The organism is Klebsiella sp. MISC125, assembly GCF_051131775.1.
GTDB lineage: Bacteria > Pseudomonadota > Gammaproteobacteria > Enterobacterales > Enterobacteriaceae > Klebsiella.
Genome location: NZ_CP180448.1, coordinates 4544992 through 4569043, shown reverse-complemented (window position 1 = coordinate 4569043; position 24052 = coordinate 4544992). Strand labels below are relative to the sequence as shown.

The 24052-nt window shown below is 56.6% G+C and carries 23 protein-coding genes; 13 read left to right on the top strand and 10 right to left on the bottom strand.

Translation table 11 applies throughout. From position 1 onward, the window contains the following. Positions 1–6: 6 nt before the first annotated feature. The 4 genes from ACMYSL_RS21490 (at position 7) to ACMYSL_RS21475 (ending at position 2653) form a co-directional block, all read left to right on the top strand. Positions 7–501, top strand: coding sequence for a DUF1097 domain-containing protein (locus ACMYSL_RS21490; RefSeq protein WP_142981137.1), 495 nt, complete (start codon positions 7–9; stop codon positions 499–501). Between the two features lie 227 nt (positions 502–728). After that, on the top strand, positions 729–1670 hold the full coding sequence (locus ACMYSL_RS21485; protein ID WP_110273165.1) for a LysR substrate-binding domain-containing protein: 942 nt from the start codon (positions 729–731) through the stop codon (positions 1668–1670). A 50-nt stretch (positions 1671–1720) separates the two neighbouring features. Next, a complete protein-coding gene (locus ACMYSL_RS21480) occupies positions 1721–2152 on the top strand; it encodes a cell envelope integrity TolA C-terminal domain-containing protein (protein ID WP_434659896.1) in 432 nt (143 codons plus the stop codon). Between the two features lie 87 nt (positions 2153–2239). Beyond that, positions 2240–2653 carry a DNA breaking-rejoining protein gene (locus ACMYSL_RS21475; RefSeq protein ID WP_434659895.1) on the top strand — a complete coding sequence of 138 codons (414 nt, stop codon included), beginning with the start codon at positions 2240–2242 and terminating at the stop codon, positions 2651–2653. Positions 2654–2799: 146 nt separating this feature from the next. On the opposite strand, the gene ACMYSL_RS21470 is transcribed toward ACMYSL_RS21475, so the two are convergent. After that, positions 2800–3672 (bottom strand): extended-spectrum class A beta-lactamase OXY-8-7, encoded by an 873-nt coding sequence (locus ACMYSL_RS21470; protein WP_304256778.1) that lies wholly within the window; start codon positions 3670–3672, stop codon positions 2800–2802. Between the two features lie 165 nt (positions 3673–3837). Between ACMYSL_RS21470 and ACMYSL_RS21465 the strand changes: the two genes are divergently transcribed. Then, positions 3838–4872 carry a Gfo/Idh/MocA family protein gene (locus ACMYSL_RS21465; protein WP_434659894.1) on the top strand — a complete coding sequence of 345 codons (1035 nt, stop codon included), beginning with the start codon at positions 3838–3840 and terminating at the stop codon, positions 4870–4872. A gap of 42 nt (positions 4873–4914) precedes the next feature. Here ACMYSL_RS21465 and ACMYSL_RS21460 read toward each other — a convergent pair whose 3' ends face one another. Continuing rightward, positions 4915–5922 (bottom strand): Gfo/Idh/MocA family oxidoreductase, encoded by a 1008-nt coding sequence (locus tag ACMYSL_RS21460; RefSeq protein WP_434659893.1) that lies wholly within the window; start codon positions 5920–5922, stop codon positions 4915–4917. Between the two features lie 103 nt (positions 5923–6025). On the opposite strand from ACMYSL_RS21460, the gene ACMYSL_RS21455 reads away from it, so the two are divergent. The 4 genes from ACMYSL_RS21455 to ACMYSL_RS21440 all read left to right on the top strand — a co-directional run bounded on the left by ACMYSL_RS21455 (position 6026) and on the right by ACMYSL_RS21440 (position 10935). Continuing rightward, a complete protein-coding gene (locus ACMYSL_RS21455) occupies positions 6026–7045 on the top strand; it encodes a LacI family DNA-binding transcriptional regulator (protein ID WP_434659892.1) in 1020 nt (339 codons plus the stop codon). A gap of 413 nt (positions 7046–7458) precedes the next feature. Then, positions 7459–8382, top strand: a complete 924-nt coding sequence (locus tag ACMYSL_RS21450; RefSeq protein WP_110273172.1) for a sugar ABC transporter substrate-binding protein — start codon at positions 7459–7461, stop codon at positions 8380–8382. A 26-nt stretch (positions 8383–8408) separates the two neighbouring features. Further along, a complete protein-coding gene (locus ACMYSL_RS21445) occupies positions 8409–9893 on the top strand; it encodes a sugar ABC transporter ATP-binding protein (protein WP_287855208.1) in 1485 nt (494 codons plus the stop codon). A gap of 19 nt (positions 9894–9912) precedes the next feature. Next, positions 9913–10935: an ABC transporter permease gene (locus ACMYSL_RS21440; RefSeq protein ID WP_180349565.1), complete on the top strand. Its 1023-nt coding sequence runs from the start codon at positions 9913–9915 to the stop codon at positions 10933–10935. 46 nt (positions 10936–10981) lie between these two features. Here the strand turns inward: ACMYSL_RS21440 and ACMYSL_RS21435 are convergent, their stop codons facing one another. Genes ACMYSL_RS21435 through ACMYSL_RS21405 form a run of 7 tightly spaced genes read right to left on the bottom strand, consistent with a single transcriptional unit; the run spans position 10982 to position 17411 of the window. Next, a complete protein-coding gene (locus tag ACMYSL_RS21435) occupies positions 10982–12223 on the bottom strand; it encodes a Zn-dependent hydrolase (protein ID WP_434659891.1) in 1242 nt (413 codons plus the stop codon). After that, positions 12220–12702, bottom strand: a complete 483-nt coding sequence (locus tag ACMYSL_RS21430; RefSeq protein WP_139538534.1) for an L-2-amino-thiazoline-4-carboxylic acid hydrolase — start codon at positions 12700–12702, stop codon at positions 12220–12222. Before ACMYSL_RS21430 ends, ACMYSL_RS21435 begins: the two co-directional genes overlap by 4 nt. Before the next feature lie 17 nt (positions 12703–12719). Beyond that, positions 12720–13877 (bottom strand): branched-chain amino acid ABC transporter substrate-binding protein, encoded by a 1158-nt coding sequence (locus ACMYSL_RS21425; protein WP_434659890.1) that lies wholly within the window; start codon positions 13875–13877, stop codon positions 12720–12722. A gap of 27 nt (positions 13878–13904) precedes the next feature. Beyond that, on the bottom strand, positions 13905–14624 hold the full coding sequence (locus ACMYSL_RS21420; RefSeq protein ID WP_434659889.1) for an ABC transporter ATP-binding protein: 720 nt from the start codon (positions 14622–14624) through the stop codon (positions 13905–13907). After that, positions 14617–15384 carry an ABC transporter ATP-binding protein gene (locus ACMYSL_RS21415; protein WP_434659888.1) on the bottom strand — a complete coding sequence of 256 codons (768 nt, stop codon included), beginning with the start codon at positions 15382–15384 and terminating at the stop codon, positions 14617–14619. The genes ACMYSL_RS21420 and ACMYSL_RS21415 overlap by 8 nt, the downstream gene beginning before the upstream one ends. Beyond that, complete coding sequence (locus ACMYSL_RS21410; RefSeq protein WP_112215356.1) at positions 15381–16487, bottom strand: branched-chain amino acid ABC transporter permease; 1107 nt, start codon at positions 16485–16487, stop codon at positions 15381–15383. Before ACMYSL_RS21410 ends, ACMYSL_RS21415 begins: the two co-directional genes overlap by 4 nt. A 9-nt stretch (positions 16488–16496) precedes the next feature. After that, positions 16497–17411 carry a branched-chain amino acid ABC transporter permease gene (locus ACMYSL_RS21405; protein WP_228727528.1) on the bottom strand — a complete coding sequence of 305 codons (915 nt, stop codon included), beginning with the start codon at positions 17409–17411 and terminating at the stop codon, positions 16497–16499. A 207-nt stretch (positions 17412–17618) separates the two neighbouring features. On the opposite strand from ACMYSL_RS21405, the gene ACMYSL_RS21400 reads away from it, so the two are divergent. The 4 genes from ACMYSL_RS21400 (at position 17619) to licT (ending at position 22897) form a co-directional block, all read left to right on the top strand. After that, positions 17619–18548, top strand: coding sequence for a LysR substrate-binding domain-containing protein (locus tag ACMYSL_RS21400; protein WP_112215354.1), 930 nt, complete (start codon positions 17619–17621; stop codon positions 18546–18548). Between the two features lie 211 nt (positions 18549–18759). Then, the gene (locus ACMYSL_RS21395; protein WP_434659887.1) at positions 18760–20640 is read left to right on the top strand and encodes a beta-glucoside-specific PTS transporter subunit IIABC; all 1881 of its coding nucleotides are present in this window, start codon (positions 18760–18762) and stop codon (positions 20638–20640) included. Next, entirely contained in the window at positions 20637–22058 is a 1422-nt protein-coding gene (locus ACMYSL_RS21390; RefSeq protein WP_434659886.1) for a glycoside hydrolase family 1 protein, read from the top strand. The genes ACMYSL_RS21395 and ACMYSL_RS21390 overlap by 4 nt, the downstream gene beginning before the upstream one ends. Next, positions 22058–22897, top strand: a complete 840-nt coding sequence (licT, locus tag ACMYSL_RS21385; RefSeq protein WP_182237090.1) for a BglG family transcription antiterminator LicT — start codon at positions 22058–22060, stop codon at positions 22895–22897. The genes ACMYSL_RS21390 and licT overlap by 1 nt, the downstream gene beginning before the upstream one ends. Before the next feature lie 146 nt (positions 22898–23043). Here the strand turns inward: licT and ACMYSL_RS21380 are convergent, their stop codons facing one another. Next, the gene (locus ACMYSL_RS21380; RefSeq protein WP_434659885.1) at positions 23044–24048 is read right to left on the bottom strand and encodes a LacI family DNA-binding transcriptional regulator; all 1005 of its coding nucleotides are present in this window, start codon (positions 24046–24048) and stop codon (positions 23044–23046) included. Between the last annotated feature and the right edge of the window lie 4 nt (positions 24049–24052).

Sequence of the window (24052 nt, the reverse complement as noted above, 5' to 3'; positions counted from 1 at the left end):
AGAGATATGAACGGACTTACCGCTACGGGGATTACGGTTGGCATCTGCGCTGGCGTCTGGCAGCTGATTTCCTCGCACGTTGGGCTGCAACACGGTTGGGAATTACTCGGTACCATTGGCTTTGTCGCCTTTTGTAGTTTTTACGCGGCGGGCGGCGGTAAAGAAGGCTGGGTAAAAAGCCTCTTCGTTAACTATTCCGGGGCCATCTGGGCGTATCTCGCCGCGCTGGCCGCAGGGGCGATTGCTTCAGCCACGGGAATTTCGGGCTTCTGGGCCAGCGTAATTACCACAGTGCCGTTTTCGGCGGTTATCGTCTGGCAGGGACGGTTTGCCCTGACTTCTTTTATTCCCGGCGGTTTCTTAGGCATGACGCTATTTTTCGCCACCGGACTGAACTGGACGGTGACGTTGTTGGGGTTCCTGGCGGGTAACTGCGTGGGCTTTATTTCCGAGTATAGCGGGCGAAAACTCAGCGAGGCGACGTCGAAGGAGAACGTGTAATAAGCCGAGAGTTTTTAAAAGATATTCAAAAATGGTTGCCCTGGCATCAGTACTGCCAATACATTCTTCAGCTATACCCGTCATACTTCAAGTTGCATGTGTGTTGGCTGCGTCAGCTCACCCCAGTCACTTACTTCAGTAAGCTCCTGGGGACTCTCTTCCTTGCCGCCTTCCTGCAACTCGAATTATTTAGGGTATATATGGGTAAATAAAAGCAGGAGCAGCACATGAATTCCATTTTTACTGAAGAGAACCTGCTGGCGTTTACCACGGCGGCACGTTTTGGCAGCTTTAGTAAAGCCGCGGATGAGCTGGGGCTGACCACCTCAGCCATCAGCTATACCATCAAGCGGATGGAGGCGGGACTGGACGTGGTGCTTTTTACCCGCAATACCCGCAGCATTGAGTTGACCGAATCCGGTTTTTATCTTTTTCGCAAAGCCACTGACCTGCTGAATGATTTTCATGCTATCAAGCGCAGCATCGATACCATCTCTCAGGGAATTGAAGCGCGGGTGCGCATTTGTATTAATCAGTTGCTCTATACGCCGCGCCACACGGCACGGCTGCTGCAGGTGTTGAAAAAGCAGTTTCCTACCTGCCAGATAACCGTGACCACCGAGGTCTATAACGGCGTCTGGGACTCGATGATTAATAATCAGGCGAATATCGCTATCGGCGCGCCGGATACCCTGCTCGACGGCGGCGGTATTGATTACACCGAGATCGGTGCGATCCGCTGGGTGTTTGCTATTGCTCCGGATCATCCGTTGGCGTTTATGCCGGAGCCGATTTCCGAAAGCCAGCTGCGCCTTTACCCCAATATCATGGTTGAGGATACCGCCAGCACCATTAATAAAAAGGTGGGCTGGCTGCTGCACGGTCAGGAGGCGATCCTGGTGCCGGACTTTAATACCAAATGCCAGTGCCAGATCCTCGGTGAAGGGATCGGATTTCTGCCGGATTATATGGCGCATGAAGCGATGGAGAAGAAATTGCTGGTGACCCGCCAGATCCACAACCCGCGACAGGACTCGGGAATGTTGCTGGCGACCCAGCACGCCGCGACCGGCCAGGTGACGCAATGGATCAAAAAAGGGTTTCGTCCAGGAGGAATATTAACGACGATTTATCAGGATTTACTCCATCGTCAGGAGACGCGAGAATAGTGTTTCGTCGCCGATGATTTGAAGCGGCCTTTTTTGTGTAAGGATACATCATGAAAAAAGTAACATATCTACTCGCTCTGGTGGCTGGCGTATGGCTGCTTTCCGGCTGTCAGGGGACGCAGACAAAGAGTCCCTCTCAAACGCAGCTTATTCAGGAGATGAATCAGCGCGCTGCGCAGTCGGATACCCTGACTCTTCCACCTGATGATACAAATAGTGAAAATATAAGTGGTTATCTTTTTGCCTTGCAACAGGCTATTAGGGGGCACATCCCTGATTGGGAAAAATATCGCGGTGACGTCTGTACTTTGCGTATGTCTTTAAACCGTCGAGCAGAGCTGACAGGTTTGAAGGTAGAAGGCGAGCGTTCAGAGTTTTGTGCGGTGATGTACGATGCTGTATTACGTACGAAGTTTCCACCATTTCCGAGTGAACGGGTATATCAAAATCTAAAAAATGCCGCTCTGGATTTTAAACCGTAAAAACGGTGGACAATATTTCGAAGCAGCTTACTCCTGACACCTTATGTGCTATAACAGCGCGCATAAAAAACATAAGGTGTTAATTAAATGAAAAATTTAAAGTTAATTGTTGGTGGCATGATCTGTGTTAGTTGTTTATTAACGTCAGTATCATTAATAGCGAGTGATAAAATAAACAGCAATGCCGTTCGTTTTGATAAAGGCAGCAACGGCACGATAATAAAAAGTACCGTGACCGGTGATGATAGTCATGATTTTACGCTGATGGCAAAAGCGGGCCAGATGATGCATATCAGCATGAAGAGTCAATGGCCGCATCCTTATTTTAACGTGATTACACCGGCTAACGAGGTGATTTATAACGGATCAATGAGCGGCGATGTTTTTGAGCAACGTCTTACTACTGGTGGTAAATATACCGTGCGGGTTTATCAGATGGGGGGCGCGCGTGATGAAGGTAAAACCAGCACCTATGCACTGACGTTTAAAATCACGAATTAATATTTCAACATGAGCGTTCGGCTTTCCCCGGATTGCGGCGCAAGCGCCTTATCCGGGCTACCGGCCCACAAACGGTGATGAACCTGTAGCCCGGCTAAGCGCAGCGCAAGCCGGGGAGAAACAACGCCGATGCTTCAGTTCCGGCGCTACAGCCCTTCGGTCACAATTTTTGCCGCTGCGGCTAATACCTCTTTGCGGCTTTTCGCATCCTGCTGTGGTTGGGTGAAATAAGTGACTAACACCAGCGGAGCATGATTTTCCGGCCAGATAACGGCGATATCATTGGTCGTGCCGTAATCACCGGCTCCGGTTTTATCTCCCACGACCCAGCTTGCAGGCAGGCCCGCACGAATGCTCTGCCCGCCGGTGGTGTTGCCTTTCAACCATGTCACTAACTGGGCGCGCTGCTGTTCACCCAGAGCATTACCCAGCGTCAGCTTGTGCAGGCTTTCGGCCATCGCCAGCGGCGTGGTGGTATCGCGTTCATCACCCGGGATCGCGGTGTTTAGCGCAGGCTCCGTACGATCAAGACGAAAAGTGACATCGCCAATGCTGCGGGCGAATGCGGTCACTTTGTCTGGTCCGCCAAGATAACCAATCATCTTATTCATCGCGGTGTTGTCGCTATATTGCAGGGTTGCGGCGCTTAATTCCGCCAGCGTCATTCCGCTCTGCAGATGTTTTTCGGTCACCGGACTCCAGACCACCAAATCTGATTTCTTAATCTCCAGCCTTTTATTCAATACTTGATTATCGACTTCGCTTTGCTTTAACACCGCGGCAGCGGCCATCACTTTACCGGTACTGCACATGGCAAAACGTTCATCTCCTCGATATAAGATTTGAGAATTATCTGTAGTATTAATCAGCGCCACGCCCAACCTGCCGCCGGAGCTTTTTTCTAAATCAGTCAGCTTCTGCTGAATAGCATCGGCATTGGCCCATAATGAACTGCTACAGAGCAATAAAGGCAAGGCGGCGGCAATCAGGGCGGTTTTACGCCACGAACATTTAATCATCTCTGGCTCCTTGATAGTGATTAGCTGCCCGGACTATCCGCGACATCTTGTATTTTGACAAGTGGTAATTCGATGATGGAATTCCATCATTAATTCGTTATTCCTCACCCTTAGCGCCTGCTTATAGTGTCCTCTGCGTATACCCCATAAAAACAAGGAGCCGCTATGTTCCCGTCTCAGTTACCGAAACCGCGCCATCACGCCGCGCAATCTGTCCCTGTTCTGCGCTGGGGGATTATTGGTCCTGGCTGGATTGCTGAACGCTTTGTTAAATCATTAAAAGAGCACAGCCGTCAGCAGGTTGTCGCCGTGGCCTCGCGCACGCAACAAAAGGCCGACAGTTTTGCTGCACAGTGGGCGATCCCTCAGGCTTACGCTCAGGTGGATGAGATGCTGGCGCACCCGGATATTGATGCGGTTTATATCGCCACACCGCACAACCATCATTTCCCCGATGGTCTGCGGGTGCTAAAAGCGGGTAAACATGTGCTGATTGAGAAACCCTTTGCGCTGAACCGGCGGGAAGGGGCCGCGCTACAAGCCGAAGCGGCAAAGCGGGGCAAGTTGGCGATGGAGGCGATGTGGTGCGACTACGCGCCGAAATATGACGTGATTCGCCAGCTGCTGGATGACGGCGTACTGGGCGAACTGCACACGCTGCTCGCCGATCACGGGGAGTTCTTTACGCCGGATCATCGCATTTTTAATGCCGACCTCGCCGGCGGCCCGATGATGGATCTTGGCAGCTATCTGACCTCGTTCAGCGTGATGGTTGGCGGCGTGCCGCAGGATATTGTTGCCCGTGGTCGTCCCGCTCAGGGCGGCGTTAATGGTCAAATTTCAATGCTTTTCAACTGGGAGAACGGCTTACAAGGATTGCTGAACACGACTTTATTCAGCAATACGCCGGGCGGCGCGGTGGTGGCCGGGCGCGATGCGACCCTAACCCTTGATGGGCAGTTTTACGCGCCGGGGAATTTTACCCTCGCCGCCAGCCAGGGCGGCAATGTGTTGCGCTGGGAAGAGCCGCGTAATCGCTATGACCAGCTGTTTTATCAGGCCGAGCATTTTGCCTGGTGCATCGGGCAGGGTTTAACGAATTCGCCGATTCGTCCTCTAAGCCTGGTGCTGAACAATCTCCGCGTGATGGACGAAGTGCGGCGGCAGATTGGCGTCGTGTTTAACGAAGAGCGGCGATAGTGCGGGACGGCCCCATACGCTTGCGAGCATACGGGGCTTTGTTTACGCCAGTTGTTCAACGTTAACAAATTGCCCATGTTGCAATGAAATAACGGCGGCTTCAGCGATAGCCTGCGCCTGCAAACCGTCCAGCAGCCCCGGCAGATCCGGTACGTTTTCTCCGCGCAGCGACCGGACAAAAGCATCCAGATGCTGATAATATGAACCCTGGACACGGCTGAACCAGTTCGGATACAGACCGGGCTGAATGCAGCGATCTCCTTGCCACAGCGTCACGCCGCGTGATGTCTGACTGCCGGACTCTACCACGCCATCCGCTCCGAGCAGGCTAACGCGTTCATCGTAGCCGTGGCCGGTACGCCGGGTATTGTCCAGCTGTGCCAGCCCGCCGCCGCGCATTCTCAGCAGCAGAATGGAGGTGTCGACATCATCGAATCCGGCGATCTCCGGCATCGCCAGCGCGCCCCCCATGGCGGCGACGGTCGTCACTTCATCGCCGGTAAGAAAACGCAGCAGGTCAAAAAAGTGAATCGCCTGGTCGCGCATCTGGCCGCCGGAGCTGCGCAGATACTCCAGCGGCGGCATAACCGATGCCCGGCACACCATCTGTACCAGCTCGATTTTGCCGATAGCTCCGGCCTCAACCTGGCGGCGCAGCTGCTGGTGGCTGGCGTCAAAGCGGCGGTTAAACCCCACGGTTACCGGCACTTTGAGCGGCAGCACTTTCTCGACAACCTCACGTGCGCGAGCCAGCGAAAGATCGATGGGTTTTTCGCAGTAGACGGCTTTCCCGGCGCGCGCCGCGGCCTCCAGCAGCTCCGCGTGTGATGGGGTTGAGCTGGCGATCAGCACTGCATCAATCGCATCGCTATTGATGGCGTCAGCGACGGTGACCGCCCGCGCGCCGTAACGGGAGGCCAGCGCCTTCGCCCGATCGGGGTCGGCATCAGCCACCATGGCCAGAACGGTATGTTCATGGCGAGCAAGGCTGGCGGCGTGAACCTGGCCGATAAAACCGCTGCCTAACAGTGCAAAACGAATGCAGGTCATTTTTCTTCTCCAGCAAAAGGGATTTACCGCTGCCAAAGTAATCCGTTTGCTACACTGACCGACACAGGCGTTTTGATGGATTTCCATCATGGTGAGGGGAGCGATGAAAAGCATTTCGCTGGAGGAACTGGCTAAGCAGATTGGCGTTGGCGTGGCGACCGTTGATCGGGTGCTCAACGAGCGCGGTGGCGTATCGCCGGAAACCACCCGCAGAGTGTTGCAGGCGGCTCGTGAAGCCGGGCTGAAGCGGATTTTGCCACAAGAGCGTCGCCTACCGTGGCAAATCGAAGTGCTCCTCAGCGCCAATGATTCGCTTTTTTTCTCCCGCCTGACGCAGGATTTCGCCGACGTGGCGGATAGTCTTGGCTATCGTCGTCTTACGCTGCACCGCACGCTGGTGGCGGAATCAGAGCCAGAAAAACTGGCGAAAAGCATTATCCGCAGCAGTAAAAAGCGCCATGCGATCATTGTCTTTGGCAACGAACATCCGCGGGTCTACGAGGCGCTGCGTCAGTGCCGGGAGGTAAACGTGCCGGTGATTACGCTGGTCACCGACCTTCCGCAAGCGCAGAGGCTCTGTCACGTGGGGATTAATCAGCAGCAGGCGGGGCGCACCGCAGGCATGATGATGGGACTGATGGCCCATCGTTCCGGCGAAGTGCTGATGCTTAGCGGTCGCCAGGACTTCAGCGCCCATCGCTCGCGTATTCAGGGCTTTCGCGATGTGATCAGCCAGCGTTTTCCTCATCTACAACTGGGCGAGGTACTGGCGGGGGAGGATAACCGACAGCAAATCGACCGCCTGCTGGAGAAAGCCCTGAACCGCAATCGCGATGTCGTCGGCATCTACAATACCGGCCTTGGCAATACGCAGGTAGCGCAGGCTCTGGCCCGCCATCGTCGCTATGGCGAATGCTGCTGGATTACCCATGAACGATACAGCACCACCCGTGAGCAGTTGGCGCAGGGTGGAATGGCCTTGACGCTCGATCAAAACCCTCGCCAGCACGCCCAGCTGGCGGTGGAGCTGGCTCTGCGCCATCTTGAGACCGGCTATCAACCGGATGTTTTTAGCGATGGTAGGGTCGAATTTATCCTCTATAGCGCTGAAAACGTCGACTGAGCGCTCTTATTCTTCTTTTTGAACTCCCCGCAAGGCTTGTCTCACAGCGCCCCAAATCGTCGCCTGCCTCTCATTTTTTGCGCATTTATGCGTCAATGTTAGATGTGTGTCAAAGTTCTGTTAACACGTAGTTTTAAAATTTTCATTTCAGTTATTTACTTATAAAAGTTTCATATGTGTTGTTAATGAAATAAATAGTCTGGAATGTTTCTTCCGTAATAAATGGACTGATGTTTTAAAAACACATTCTAAAACAACTGAATTTTGTGATTCCGATCAACAGTGAAAAATGCGCCAGCGCGCGGTCCGTTTTTTCGAAAAGCTGAAAAAGCAGGCGCTTAATGCACAATTAATGAAATTAATTTTTCATTTTATCTTACCTAACCGATGTACCTGTAAATAAAGGATCAACTATGAATATCAAGAAAACGGTTGTTGCCTCTTTGATAGCCTGCATGCTGCCAGCGGTCGTGATGGCGAAAGATATTTCGGTCGGTGTGTCCATGGCGCTATTTGATGACAACTTCCTGACGATTCTGCGCACCGCCATGCAAAAAGAGATGCAAAAAGACGGCGTTAAGTCGCAGGTGGAAGATGCCAAAGGTGACGTCTCGCAGCAGCTACAGCAGGTGCAGAACTTTATTGGCCAGGGCGTCGATGTGATTATCGTCAACCCGGTCGACACCAACGCGGTGAAGCCGATTATGGACCAGGCCACCAAAGCGGGGATTCCGCTGGTCTTTGTGAACCGCCGCCCGCAGGCGCAGCTGACCGACAAAATGGCCTATGTCGGCTCTGATTCCGTGTTGGCGGGGCGCTTACAGATGGAAGCGTTAGCCAAGGCGATGAACGGTAAAGGCAACGTCGCCATTCTGCTCGGCGACCTGGCGAATGAATCGACCCGCGACCGCACCAAAGGCGTCGAAGAGGTGGTAGCGAAGTACCCGGATATCAAAATTGTGCAAAAACAGACCGCCAAATTTATGCGTAACGACGCCGTTGACGTGGTCAGCAACTGGATGACCAGCGGCGATGATATTCAGGCCATCGCGTCCAACAACGATGAAATGGCCATCGGTGCGCTGCAGGCGCTGGGTAAAAACCCGAACCACATTCTTATCGCTGGGGTGGACGGCACGCCTGATGCGCTGCAAATGCTCAAAAACGGCAAGATGATCGCCACCATTTTCCAGGACGCGAAAGGGCAGGGCGAAGGTGCGGTTGATGCCGCCGTTAAGCTCGCTAACGGCGAGAAAGTGGAAAAGATCATCGACGTTCCTTACCAACTGATCACCAAAGACAACATGGCCGAGTTTGTGAACCGCAACCAGAAATAATTGCTCAGTGGTTTGGAGGTGGACGTATGAACGCTTTTGCACTTGAAGCCGAAGGTATCAGCAAATTCTTCCCTGGCGTGAAGGCGCTCGACAATGTCTCATTACGCGTGCGCCCGGGGACGGTGCACGCGCTAATGGGCGAAAACGGCGCCGGGAAATCGACGTTAATGAAATGCCTTATCGGGATCTATCGCCCCGATAAAGGCGCGATCCGCGTCAAAGGAGAGCCGGTCCAGTTTCAGGATACGATGGACGCGCTGCGCTCCGGGATCTCGATGATCCATCAGGAGCTTAATCTGGTACCGCATATGACGGTGGCGGAAAATATCTGGCTGGGCCGTGAGCCGATGAAATATGGCTTTGTCGATCATCGCCAGCTTACCCGCCAGACTCAGGAACTGCTGAATAAACTGAATATCCGTTTATCCGCTGACCGGCTGGTGGGGGAGTTAAGTATCGCCGCCCAGCAGATGGTGGAAATTGCCAAAGCGGTTTCCTGGAATGCGGATATTGTGATTATGGATGAGCCAACCTCGGCATTAACCGAGAGCGAAGTGGCGCACCTGTTTACCATTATTCGCGATTTGCGCCAGCAGGGAAAAGCCATTATTTACATCAGCCATAAGATGGATGAGATATTCGCGATTACCGATGAAATCAGCGTATTTCGCGATGGCACCTGGGTGGGCAGTCAAAATACCACCGAGTTTACCCGCCAGTCGCTGATTACCCAGATGGTTGGCCGGGAGCTAACCCAGCTCTTTCCCAAGTTTAATAACACCATTGGCGAAGAGGTGCTGACGGTGCGCAATTTGACGCGTAAAGGGGTTTTTCACGATATCAACTTTAGCGTGCGGCGTGGTGAAATCCTTGGCGTGGCCGGGCTGGTGGGGGCCGGGCGTAGCGAAGTGATGGAGAGCCTGTTTGGCATGGAACAAGCCGATAGTGGCGAAGTGCTGATAGACGGTATGCCAGTTAATATCGATTCGCCGTCAACGGCCATCGAAAAAGGTATGGCGCTGCTCACCGAAGACCGCAAAAAGTCCGGTCTGTTTCTGGTGTTATCGGTACTGGAGAATATGAGCATCGTCAAAATGCCGGAATATATTGGTAAAACCGGCTTTGTTCAGCATCTCAAAATGGCCGAAGACTGCATGGAGCAGATCCGCCGCCTGAATATTAAAACCCCAACGATGGATCAGATTATTAATAACCTTAGCGGCGGCAATCAGCAAAAAGTGCTGATTGCCCGCTGGCTTTTAGCCCAGCCGAAAATACTGATTCTCGATGAGCCAACGCGCGGAATCGACGTCGGGGCGAAAGCGGAAATTTATCATCTGATTAGCGAACTGGCGAACCGCGGCGTGGCGGTGATTATGGTCTCGTCTGAATTACCTGAAATTCTCGGCATGAGCGACCGGGTGATGGTGATGCATGAAGGGCGTATTACCGGCATCCTTGATAAAGAGGACGCCGACCAGGAAACCATTTTGTCGTTGGCATCCCATTGAGGCACAGAGAATGAGCAATATGAAAATAACGGCGACCCCGGTCAATGATAAGCCCTCCTTCTTTGGGCAATTACGCCACCGACTGCCGAAAGATACCGGAATATTTATCGTCATGTTGGTGATTGCCCTGACTTTTGAAATTGCCGGTTGGTACGTGCGCGACCAGTCCTTTTTAATGAATACCAACCGCCTGATATTAATTGTTCTGCAAGTGGCGATTATCGGCATTATCGCGGTGGGGGTGACGCAGGTCATTATTACCACCGGGATTGACCTCTCTTCAGGCTCGGTCATTGCCCTTGCCGCCGTGGTGGCGGCAAGCCTCGCGCAAACCTCCGACAGCCTGACGCCGATGTTCCCGTCGCTGGTCAATATGCCTGCGGTCATTCCGATTGGTGCCGGGATCGGCGTCGGCCTGCTGTGCGGATTAACCAACGGGTTTCTCGTCACCCGCACCGGTATTCCGCCGTTTATCGCGACGTTGGGGATGATGGTGTCGGCGCGCGGCCTCGCGCAGTATTACACCCAGGGCAACCCGATTAGCTTCTTATCCGACAGCTTTACCGCTATCGGCCAGGGGGCGATGCCGGTGATTATTTTCTTCGTCGTCGCCGCGGTATTTCACATTGCCCTGAAACATACCCGCTATGGCAAATACGTGTACGCCATCGGCGGCAATATGACGTCGGCAAAGGTCTCCGGTATTAACGTGAATAAGTACCTGGTGATCGTCTATACCATCGCCGGGGCGCTCTCCGGCCTCGCGGGCGTGGTGCTGGCGGCGCGCGTCAGCAGCGGGCAGTCGAGCATGGGAATGTCCTATGAGCTGGATGCGATTGCCGCAGCGGTCATTGGCGGCAGCAGCCTGATGGGCGGGGTGGGGCGCATTACCGGGACCTTAATCGGCGCGATGATCCTCGGCCTGATTAAAAGCGGGTTTACCTTTGTCGGCGTCGACGCCTACGTGCAGGATATTATCAAAGGCATCATTATCGTCGCGGCGGTGACCATCGATATGCGGCGTAACCGCAAGAAGCATTAACTCAAAGATAGCCCGCAGCGTGAATTGCTGCGGGCTGGTTGCTCGTTTACGCGCTACCCGGCTCCTGCTCATCGGCAGCAAGGCGCAAACTGTTGAGCAGCACGTTGGCCCCTTTCTCCGCCCACGCGGGCAGAATATTCTCCGCCTCGTTATGGCTAATCCCTTTCTCGCAGGGGATGAAAATCATGCTGGCGGGCGCGACCTTACTGATATAGCAGGTATCGTGACCGGCACCAGAAACCATGGTCCTGGCGCTGTAGCCCAATGCCTCTGCCGCTCGCTGGCTGCGCGCCAGGCACCCGGCGTCAAAGGCAATCGGCGCGTAATCGAAAATACGCTCGACGTTTGCCGCCACGCCGCGCTCTGCCAGCACGCCAGCTGCGCCATGCAGAGCTTGCTCCATGGCTTCCAGCGCTGCGGTTTGCGGATGACGAAACTCGACGCTGCACATCACGCGGCCCGGCACCACGTTACGTGATCCCGGGATCACCTGCGCCATGCCAATCGTCGCCCGGCCGTCGGGGTTGTGCGCGATGCCGATTTGCTCAACCGCCAGCGCCAGCTCGGCGAAAGCAGTCAACGCATCGCGGCGGCTGCCCATCGGCGTGGTTCCGGCGTGGGCGGAAAAACCCTCCAGCGTGACGTTGAACCAGCGCTGACCCATTGCCGCGTGGACGAGGCCGATATCAACGCCTTCTTCTTCCAGAATCGGCCCCTGTTCGATATGCACTTCGTAGCAGGCGTGCAGCGGGAAGGCGGCAGTCGGGCGTTCGCCGCGATAGCCGATAGCCTCCAGCGCCTCGCCGACGCTGATGCCGTCGCGATCTTCACGGGCGAGCGCATAGGCTTCGCTAAACTGTCCGGCCCAGACGCCGGATGCCAGCATTGCCGGGGCAAAGCGTGCCCCTTCTTCATTGGTCCAGTTCACCAGCACGATATCGCGTTCGGTCTCAACGCCGAGATCGTTTAGCGTGCGCAACGCCTCCAGTCCGGCCAGCACGCCGTAAATCCCGTCATAGCGGCCGCCGAGCGGCTGAGAGTCGACGTGCGAACCGGTCAGCACCGGGGCAAGCTGCGAATTTTTACCGGCGCGGCGGATAAACATATTGCCCATGCTATCGACTTCGCAGGAAAAACCGGCTTCCTGCGCCCACTGGCGCAGCAGGTCGCGCGCCTGGCGGTCCTCGTCGCTCAGCGTCAGCCGGGTTACGCCGCCCGCCGGCGTCGCGCCGATAAGGGCCATCTCGTTGAGCGTCGACCACAGACGTTCGCCGTTGACGGTTATCATGGCTGGTCCTTTTTCACGCGATAGCGGAAGTCGCAGCACTTTCCACCCTGCATAATGGTGGTGGTGCGGGTCAGCTCCACGTCCGGGGCGTAGCCGACGATAAACTTGTCGTCGCGGGCGCAGGAGAGCAGGTGGCCAATTTCGCCCAGTCCCATTTCGTGGTACATCTCGGCGTAGCGGCAGCGGTTGACGTTGTAGTTATACTGCTGGTCGTCGGCGTCCAGCACCTTGACCTCCAGGGCGTTATCTTTCTCCCACAGATACTGCAGGGCGACAAAGCTCTGGATATCCGCGCCGTTCGGCTCCTGGCTGGCAAATGCTTTTCCCGCCTCAATGGCGGCGTTTTCAATCGCTTCGCCGATAACGGCCTGGGCGCGAGCTTTACCTATCTCGCGCACCAGGATGTCGTAAATCGGCTTGATTATTTCTGCTTCAATTTTGCGGCGGGCGAGAATGCCCAGCTCATTATTATCACTCATCACATTGCCTCACTGCGTTACTTCGTTTGTGCGCCGCCGAGTACGGTTTGCGGCTGCCATTTTCCGTCGACGACTTTGTAGACGGTAAAGGTTGGCGATTTCAGGTTGCCCTCTTTATCAAAGGCGATTTGTCCGGTGACCCCGGAATAGCTAATGGCGCGCAGTGCGGGCAGATAGTCGGCCGGGTCGACGGAGTCGGCTTTTTCCATCGCTGCAACCAGCACGCGGGTGGCGTCATAGGCGAACGGCGCATGCAGCTCGATATGGGTGTGATAGCGCGACTGGTAAGCCTGCTCAAAGGCCTTACCGCCCGGCATCTGTTCGACCGGCAGTCCCGGCTCCAGCGCCACCACGCCGTCGCCCTCTTTCTGCGCCAACTGGAGGAATGTCTGGCTAACGAAGCCGCCTGCGCCCATCAGGGTAGAGTTCATGCCCAGCTGTTTAATGCGGCGAGCCAGCGGAGCAGCCTGGCTATCGACGCCGCCGAAGAAAATCAGGTCGGCGTTTTTGCTGCGGATCGCGGTCAGCACCGCGCTGAAATCGACGGTTTTGTCATCGACGTACTGGCGGTCAACGATTTTGATTCCCTGCGCTTCCAGCGACTTAATAAACTCATCCGCCAGCCCCTGGCCGAAGGCGGTACGGTCATCGATAACCGCAATGCGTTTGGCCTTCAGGGTTTGCACCGCGTACTGACCGGCAAACTGGCCGCCGTCATCATCGTGGCCCATCACGCGAAAGCTGGTGTCGAAGCCCTGTTTGGTATAGGCGTGCCCGGTGGCGACCGGCGCAACCTGGGCTATACCCGCATCGTGGTAAACCCGCGCGGCAGGAATGCTGGTGCCGGTATTCCAGTGACCGACCACGCCCGCGACGCCGCTATCGACCAGGCGCTGGGCGACGGCGACGGCGGTGCGCGGGTCGGACTGATCGTCTTCCGATTGCAGCTTGAAGGTTACTGCCTTGCCGCCGATGGTTGGGTGCTGCTTGTTGATATCGTCAATCGCCAGCTGCGCGCCGTTTTCCAGGTCCTTGCCAATACGTGCGGAAGGGCCGGTCAGCGGGCCTGCCAGGCCGATAATGACGGTTTCGCTGGCCGCAGACCACGCGGTGGATGAGGCAAAACCACTGAGCAGAATAGCGGCGCTGAGCGCACTGATTTTTACTGTTTTCATTGTTTTTCCCTGATGCTGGTTGGTGTGTTAAACGGGCATTTCGCCCAAATAAATCTGTGCAATACGGTCATCGGCCAGCAGCGTCTGCGACGGACCGCGCTCGACGATGCTGCCGCTGTCCATCACCCAGGCGCTGTCGGTGGCCTCAAGAGCCAGGCGTGCGTTCTGCTCAATCAGCAGCAGCGCGACGCCGCGCTGGCGCAGGGTGGCGATGACGCGAAAAATGTTTTCGACCATTAGCGGCGCCAGACCCATCGAGGGTTCGTCGAGGATCAGCAGGCGCGGCTGGCTGAGCAGGGCGCGGTTGAGCGCCAGCAGCTGCTGTTCGCCGCCGGAGAGCAGCCCCGCCAGCTGATGCTGACGTTCGCCAAGACGCGGAAAGTTTTCGAAAATGGCACGCATCTCCTGTTTGACCGCCGCCGCGTCGCGTCGCAGCCACGCGCCCATTTGCAGGTTTTCCAGCACCGTCATGCGCGCGAAGATGCCGCGACCTTCCGGCACCATCACCAGCCCTTCACGCAGCAGGGATTCGGCCCGGCGTTTGCGTATCGGCTTGCCGTTAAACAGAATGTCGCCGCTAAAGGGTTCCAGCCCGGTAATGGCGCGGACGGTTGAGCTTTTGCCCGCCCCGTTGGCGCCAATCAGCGTGGTCTGTTCACCCTCTTTCACGCTGAAAGAGACGTCGCGCACCGCCTGGATGCCGCCGTAATGGACGCCCAACTGGTTGACGGTTAATAAATCAGACATGGACATTGCCTCCCAGCCAGGCGGCGATCACCGCCGGATCGCGGCGTACGGTTTCCGGCGTGCCGCTGGTTAACGTTTTGCCATAATCCAGCACCATCAGGCGATCGCAGATCCCCATCACCAGCTTGACGTCGTGCTCAATCATCAGCAGCGTTTTGCCGTCATCACGAATGCGCAGCAGTAGTTCGCCAAGGGCCATTTTCTCGGCGGCGTTCATCCCGGCAGCCGGTTCATCCAGCGCCAACAGACGCGGGTCGGTAGCCAGCGCGCGGGCAATCTCCAGACGCCGCTGGTGGCCGTAGGCGAGGTCGCAGGCGCGATAGTGGGCGAACTGCGCGATGCCGGTATAGTCCAGCCAGTGCCACGCCAGCTCGCGGGTCTGCGCCTCTTCGGCGCGAGCGCGTTTATGGCGGGAGAGCGCGGCCCATAGACCGTTGCGGGTGCGCACGTGGCGGCCCACCATCACGTTTTCCAGCACCGACATTTCGTTAAACAACCGCACGTTCTGGAAGGTGCGGGCGATGCCTGCGGCGGTGACTTTCTCAATATTCTTCGGGAAATAGGCTTCCCCGCCGATAGCGAATTCGCCGCTGTCAGCCGGGTAAAGCCCGGTAATCAGGTTAAAACAGGTGGTTTTTCCTGCGCCGTTGGGGCCGATCAGGCCGTAGATTTCACCCTCGTTGATGGTGAGCGACACGTTGTCGACTGCCGTCAGGCCGCCGAAGCGTTTCGTCATATAGCGCACGCTTAGCAGGCTCATGCTTTTGCTCCTTTATGACGTGCGGGCCAGATGCCCTGAGGACGCAGTAGCATCACCCCAACCAGCGCCAGGCCGTAAAACAGCTGGCGCAATATTTCCGGGTCAATCAGCACTTCGCCAAACAGCGCCTGCTGTACCGGCGCGGCCTGGCTACGCAGCAGCTCCGGCAGCGCGGTCAACAGCACCGCGCCGAGGATCACCCCGGGGATATGCCCCATCCCGCCAAGTACCACCATCGCCAGCACCGCAATCGACTCCTGAAGCGTGAAGGATTCCGGCGAAACGAAGCCCTGAAATGCGCCGAACAGCGCGCCCGCCACGCCGCCAAAAGAAGCACCGATAGCGAAAGCCAGCAGCTTGTAGTTACGCAGATTGATCCCCATCGCCCGGGCGACGTCTTCATCCTCGCGGATGGCGTGCCAGGCGCGGCCGATGCGCGAATGCTGTAGCCGCAGGCAGACAAAAATAATCGCCACGATGACCAGCATTAGCAGGTAGTACCACAACCACAGCGCCGGGACTTTAAAACCGAACCAGTGATAGACGCCGCTAAACTTGAGGCCGAACAGGCTCAGGGTGTCGACACCGGAGATGCCTTTTGCGCCGTTAGTGATGTTGACCGGACGGTCGAGGTTGCGCATCAGGATGCGGATAATTTCGCCGAAGCCAAGAGTGACAATCGCCAGGTAGTCGCCGCGCAGCTTCAGCGTCGGCGCGCCCAGCACGATACCGCAGCCCGCCGCCACCAGCGCGGCAAGCGGAATAATCACCAGCCACGAGGTGTGCAGGCCGTCCGGAAACCAGCTATTTAAAATCGGGAACACATCCAGCAGGTGCGGCGAGGCCAGCAGCGCCGCCAGATAAGCGCCGACGGCGTAGAAGGCGATAAACCCCATATCCAGCAGGCCGGTGTAGCCGACCACGATGTTCAGCCCCAGCGCCAGCATGATATAGAGCAGGGCGAAGTCGATAACCCGTACCCAGTAGTTGCCGCCAAGCTGGCTGGCGACCATCGGCGCGACCAGCAGCGCGCAGACGAACAGGGTCATCCCGGACCAGAAGCGGCGGGAGACGATGGGCGTGTCGAGTTGTGCTGTTGTCATTGTTATCTCCTAGGCCCGATGAGCGACGCGTTCGCCGAGTAAACCGGCAGGGCGGAAAACCAGCACCAGAATCAGCACCATAAAGGCGAAGATATCCTGATAGTTGCTGCCGAAAACGCCGTTGGTCAGGTCGCCGAGATAGCCCGCGCCGAGGGATTCGATAAGCCCCAGCAGCAGGCCGCCGATCATCGCGCCGCGAATATTACCGATGCCGCCGAGCACCGCGGCGGTAAAGGCTTTAATGCCGGGCAGAAATCCCATTGAGAAGCTGGCATTGCCGTAGTTGCTGGCCATCATCACGCCGGCCAGCGCGGCGAATACGCCGCCAATGGCGAAAGTGAGGGCGATAATGGCGTTAGGGTTTACGCCCATCAGCGTGGCGATACGTGGGTTTTCCGCCACCGCACGCATGCCGCGTCCTAAACGGGTGTACTCCACCAGCAGCCACAGGCCGAGCATGACCGCCAGGGCCAGCGCGACGGTGACCATACCGGTAACGGTCACGATCGCCGGAGGATGCGCTTCGCTGCCGTGGGTCACGGCGATCGGGTCCATCGGCAGGATCTGTGGAAACATCAGCGGATTGCGCGACCAGACGATCATCGCCACGGTTTGCAGCAGAACTGAAACGCCGATCCCTGAGATCAACGGCGCCAGGCGCGGCGCGTTGCGCAGGCGACGGTAGGCAAAACGCTCGACCGCCATCGCCAGCAGGGCGCACACCGCCATGGCCAGCAGCAGCGCCAGCCCCAGCTGCGCCAGCGGCGGCAGGCCGGGAAAGTGGGCGTTAAGCGCGTTCATCCCGGAGAGCGTGGTCAGCGCGCCGACCATCAGAATATCGCCGTGGGCAAAGTTAATAATGCGCAGAATGCCGTACACCATGGTGTAGCCCAGCGCAATCAGGGCGTAAATGCTGCCGAGCATGACCCCGTTGATAATTTGTTGTATGAGTGTGTCCAACTGATTCTTCCGACAAGATGCTCAAATAACAGCTACCATCCAACAAATGAATTAAATTGTAAAATACGCATATATTCTTTCTTATTATAAAAGTGTGGTTAACTATCTTTATGATTTTAAATATAATTAAATAATGTGTCGGATCGGGAAATACGCTAAGAAAATCAACATATGAAAAAAACAGAACAATCGGAAGGGCCGGTTAGCTGGTCGGAGAGCACTTTAGCCAACGATCCGCCGCTGCGGGCGGTGCGCGCTTTTGAGGCGATTGCGCGGCTGGGCAGCGTGACCCTGGCGGCGCAGGAGCTGGCGATTTCACCCTCGGCGGTAAGCCATCAACTGAAGGTACTGGAAGGTTATTTGCAGATCCCGCTCACCGAACGCCAGGGGCGGCGGCTGACCCTCAGCCAGCAGGGGCGGGAGTATTATCGCTCGATCCGCGCGGCGTTTAACGTGCTGCGCCAGGCCACTGAGCATCTGGTCGATCAGGTGCAAACCCAGCAGGTGACGATCAGCCTGATCCCGCTGTTTGGCATGGGCTGGTTTATTCCCCGCCTGCCGTCGTTCGTGCATGCTAATCCGAACACTGAAATCAACGTGGTTTACGCCAACCACCGTAACTACCTTAGCGACGCCTCCGATATGTCGATCCGCTTTGGCAACGGCCACTGGGTGGGTTATCAGAGCGAAAAGCTGATCTCCGGCAGAATGGTGCCGGTATGCAGCCAGGCCTTTTTGCGTCTGCATGGGCATATTGATACCCCGGAGCAGCTATTGCAGATGCCGCTACTGCACGACGAGGAGCGTACGACCTGGAACCAGTGGTTTGTGCAGCAGGGGGTAAAGCGTCCACCGCGCTCGACGGGGCCATTATTTGAGGATGGCCTGCTGACTCTGGCGGGCGTACAGGCCGGACTGGGCTGCGCTCTGATGCGTGAGCCGCTGATCGCCCCCTACCTGAAGAGCGGCGAGCTGGTGAAAATCTTCGATTCGGCGATAGATGATGGCCGGGATTACTACCTCTGCGTACGTCAGGATAGCGATATGACGCCTAACGCTAAGCTATTGCAGAGCTGGCTGCGTCAGCAGGCTCTCGGTTGATATTTACTTAAGAATTTACTCAATCAAGATCACATTTTTACCCGCTGGTGATTGAAATACAGCAAAGCCGCTTAGATAATCCGCCGAAATAACCCATTTTTATGATGGCGTGCTACTGCGAAAGCAGGCAAGACCAAAATAGAAATGCTCTCCCGCCAAGGGGAGCGTCTCTGTTTTGGTCTTTTTTTTTGCCCCAACACCAGGGAACACTATGAACTATAACGAAACAGCAGACAAAATCCTCCACTCGGTGGGCGGTGCGGAGAATATCCGAATGCTCACCCATTGCGCGACCCGCTTGCGTATGGAGTTCAACGACCGCGCAAAGGTTAACGATGCGCAGATTGGCACTATCCCCGGCGTGATAAGCGTGGTGGAGAAGGGCGGCCAGTTCCAGATTGTGATTGGCAATGAGGTGCAGCAGGTTTATCGCCTGCTTAATAAGGCGCTACCGGAGAAGAAAAGTCCGGCAAGCGGCGACAAAAACGCCAAACCGACCGGCATTTTCGCACGCATTATCAGCGTTATTTCGACCACCTTCACCCCGGTGATCCCGGCGATTACCGGCGCGGGGATGATCAAGGCGCTGCTGGCCATTCTCAAGCTAACCGGCGTGATTAGCGAAACCAGTTCGACGTATCAGCTGCTCAACATTATTGCTGATGCCGCGTTCTTCTTCCTGCCGGTGCTGCTGGCCTACGGGGCGTCGCTGAAGTTCGAATGTAACCCCATTCTGGCGATGACCCTTGCGGGCGTGCTGCTGCACCCGGGCATCGGCCAGATGATGGCTGCCGGTAAAGCGGTCGATTTTGCCGGCATCAACGTTCTGCTTTCCGATTACGCCGGATCGGTGCTGCCGATTATTCTGACGGTGTGGCTGATGTCGTGGGTTGAGCGCTTCGCTGAGAAGGTCTCACCCTCGATTATCAAATTCTTCGTTAAGCCGATGCTGATTCTGTTGATCACCGCGCCGCTGGCGCTGGTGGTTGTCGGCCCGGCGGGCATTTTGCTTAACGATCTGGTCGCCGCAGGCGCGGGCGCAATCGACCGCCACGCCAGCTGGTTGATCCCGATGCTGATGGGAACCCTGCAACCCTTCCTGATTATTACCGGCACCGCCTGGGCGATGACGCCAATCGCCACCGGACAGCTGAGTAAAAGCGGTTACGAGATGATTAACGGACCGGGGATGCTGGCGTCAAACGTGGCAATGGGCGCGGCGACGCTGTGCGTGGCGCTGAAAACCAAAAATAGCAACCTGCGCCAGCTGGCTTCGTCATCGGGCTTTACCGCGCTGCTGGGGATCACCGAACCGGCGCTGTACGGGGTGCTGCTCAAGTTCCGCCGAGTGCTGATTGCCGCGATGATTGGCGGCGGCTGCGCCGGGGTTTATGCCGGGGTGAGCGGGCTGGTGCGCTACGCGTTTGTCTCTCCAGGCCTCGCGGCGCTGCCGGCGTTTATCGGCGAAAACCCGATGAACATCGTCCATGCGCTGGTGACCTGCGCGATTTCTATCGTGGTGACCTTTACCCTGACCTGGTTTATCGCCTTTAAAGATACGCCTGAGGATCAAGAAGAGGTCAGCGAGGCGCCGCAGCCTGTCGTTAGCCCGAAAAGTGAGGGTGAGATTGAAGTGCTCAGCCCGCTGCGCGGCCAGGTGGTGGCGCTCGGCGAAGTGAATGATGATGTCTTTTCCGGCGGTCTGCTGGGTGAGGGCCTGGCGATTCGTCCACAGGAAGGGGTACTGCGCGCGCCGTTTAGCGGCACGGTGATGATGTTCCTGCCATCGTGTCACGCGGTGGGTCTGCAAAGCGAAAGTGGGCTTGAGCTGCTTATCCATATTGGTATCGACACGGTTAATCTTAACGGTCAGCACTTTAGCTCCGTGCTGAAAGTGGGCGATAAGGTGGAAGCCGGGCAAGAGCTGATCCGCTTTGATATTCCCGCTATCGAACAGGCCGGGTATGACCTGATTACTCCGGTGATTGTGGTCAACGGTGACGAGCAGCACTCACTGCGCCTGACCGCCGCCGTGCAGGTCGATTACGGCGAACAGCTGATGGTGCAATCCACTAAGGAGGCGCAGGCATGATTTATCAAAACAAAGCGCAGTTCCCGGACGGTTTTTTGTGGGGGGCGTCCACCTCAGCCTATCAGGTCGAGGGCGCGTGGAATGAAGACGGTAAAGGACCGTCAGTGGTTGATATGCTCAGCCACCCGCCGGGAACGGCGGACTTTCGTATCGCCAGCGACCACTATCATCGTGTAGAAGAGGACGTCGCGCTGATGGCGCAAATGGGGCTGAAGGCCTATCGCTTTTCGGTGGCCTGGTCGCGGGTCATCCCGGACGGCGACGGCGCGGTGAATTCAGCCGGGCTGGCCTTTTATCATCGCCTGATTGACGCCCTGACGCGCCACGGCATTACGCCGATTGTCACTCTGTACCACTTCGACCTGCCCTGGGCGCTGGAGCTAAAAGGCGGCTGGCTGAACCGCAAAACCGGGGAGGCGTTTGTGCGCTATGCCCGGCTGCTGTTCAGCGAATTTGCCGATAAAGTCCCGCTGTGGCTGACGATTAACGAGCAGAACACCATGATCCTGCACCCCGGCGCGATTGGTGTGCCTGCGGATCGTGAGCTGCCGGACAAGAAAGCGCTGTATCAGCAGAATCACCATATGATGCTGGCCCAGGCGCAGATCTTCGCCCTGTGCCACCGCGAGTTTCCCGGGCTGCGCATCGGCCCGGCGATTAACACCACTTCGATGTACGCCGAAAGCTGCAAACCGGAAGATGCCATCGCCGCGCATAACTGGGAAACGCTGCGCTGCTGGAGCTTTTTGGATGTGGCGGTGCATGGCCGCTACAACGCCTTAGCATGGGCATATTTAGAGGATCGCGGCCTCGCGCCGGAAATGCAGCCAGAAGATGCGTTGATTTTGCAGCAGGGGCGGCCGGATTTTATCGCCATTAACTACTACTCCACCGCGACGATTGCCGCCAGTCGGGGCGACGGCGCGGACGTTGCTCCGCGCGCGGGCGATCAGCAAATTATGCTGGGCGAAGAGGGGGTTTATCGGCCAGCGGAAAATCCGTGGGTGGGCAAAACGCCTTACGGCTGGGTGGTCGACCCGGTGGGGCTACGCCTGACGCTGCGCAAAGTGTGCGAGCGCTACGGCTTGCCGATTCTGATCAGCGAAAACGGCATGGGCGCGCCGGATAAGCTGGAGCATGACGGGACGGTGAATGATGACTATCGTATCGCGTTCTTACAGGCGCATATTGAGCAAATGCGCCTGGCGATTGCTGATGGCGTCGAGCTGATGGGCTACTGCCCGTGGGCGGCGATTGACGTGGTCAGCACGCATCAGGGCTACGCCAAGCGCTACGGCTTTATCTACGTCGATCGCGGTGAAGATGACCTGAAGAGTCTGCAAAGGATCCGCAAACGCAGCTTCTGGTGGTATAAGGATGTCATTACGCAAAACGGTAACCACGACGAGTCTCAGTGATGATTGTTCAGAAGGTGCTCAATAATAGCCTGGTGCTCTCCATGGATGACGATAACAGGGAGGTTATCGTCATGGGAAAAGGTATTGGCTTCAACAGCCGACCGGGGGATGAGATTGCCCCGCAGATGATAGAGAAGCTGTTTGTGACCCAGACGCTCGGCGTGCGCAGCGGTTATCTTGAAGCGCTCTCCACCATTCCGGATGAGGTCATCGAAATGGCGGCGATGATTATTTCCCGCGCCAATATGCAGCTTGCCAGTAAGGTTCGCGAGCAGATTTTCTTTACCCTCGCTGACCACCTGACGTTTGCTATTGAACGCAGTCGCAAAGGGATCGCCATTCAAAACCGCCTGCTGCCGGAAGTCAGGCGCTTTTATCCGCAGCAGTTTCGCGTCGCCAGCGAAGCGGTGACGATTATTCGTCAGCAGTACGGGATTGAGCTACCGGAAGAGGAAGCCGGGAATATCGCATTTCATCTGGTGAATGGCCAGAGCGAGGGCGACGACGTGGCGCAGACCATGCAGTCGGTGAAAATGCTGAAGGATATTTTTAATCTTGTGCAGTACCACTTTAAGCAGCAGATAGACACCGAATCGATTAACTACTCGCGCTTTCTGGTCCATATGCAGTTCTTCCTCCAGCGTTTGCAAGAGGGGGAGCTGGACGGCGCGCGGGACAGTTTTCTGCTGGTGCAGGTGATTAAGGAGTATCCGGAAGCCTACCGCTGCGCGCTGCTGATCCGCGATTACGTCAAAGCCCAGCTCGATATCACCCTCGGCGGCAACGAACTGCTATGGCTCACCGTGCACCTGGTGCGAATCAGCGGGCTGGATGCGTGAGTGTTTTCTATTCTGGGGATAAAAGTGCGCGTTTCCCCAATTCGCCTGAGCATATTATCGGTTTTGTAGGCCGGGTAAGGCGTCAGCCGCCACCCGGCAAAAATCCGGGCACGGTGTCTAAAACGGGTATCCGATGCCGCGTTATTTCAACGATGACGAAACTGCAGCGTTGCGGGCAGGTAGCGCTGTAGGGGCTCTGGCGTGTTGCCGTCAATCAACTGGCTTATCAGGTCGTAGCAGTGCCAGGCCAGCTGGCGGTTGTCCTGCTGCACGGTATCAATACGCAGCGACAGCGAATCGTAGAGATAGTGATCGTCGAAGCTCGCCAGATGGATGTCTGAATCCAGCAAATGGTGCTGGCTCATGTAGCGCAGTACCCCTTCCAGTAGCCCGCAGGCGGCGGTAAACAGCGCCTTTGGCGGCCGACCGAGACGGGCGCAGAGGGCGGCGAACATCTCATAGCCAGAGCTGGGATGATAGTTGCCGTTGATCACCCATTCCGGACGCAGTTCGATACCCGCCTGGGCCAGGCCCTGAGTGAATCCCGCCAGACGGTCGCGTGATGGCGACAGGCGAGGCTGACCGCCTAAAAACCAGAACTCATCGCTATGCGACGGCGCGATACGAGAAATCAGCTCTGCCGTCGGGGTAATTGAATCGGTCATCACCAGCGGCAGGCCGCTTTCATTAGGGCAGCGGTCAAACAGCACCACCGGCAGCTGCTCGCTGAGCTTCAGATAGTCGGCATCGTTATGCATGCAGGAGGCAACAATCAGCCCGTCGACCTGACGGGCAATCATATTGTTCACCACCATGCTCTCCTGACCGGGGTTTTCGTCGGTACAAGAAATAAGCAGCTGGACGCCCGCCTCTCGGCACAGCATCTCAAGCTCATGGGAAAAGACCGCGAAGCCGTAGTTGGTGATTTCCGGCACCACCAGTCCGATGGTGTGGCTACGGTTATCGCGCAGCGAGCGGGCATGAATGCTCGGCTGATAGTGCTGCTCGCGGGCAATCGCCTGCACGCGCTCGCGCGTTTCTTGCGCCACGCGCAGCTCTTTGCCACGCCCGTTCAGCACCAGGCTGGCGGTCGCTTTGGAAACGCCCGCCAGTTCGGCGATATCTTTAATGGTAACGCGTTTGGTTTTCATCACG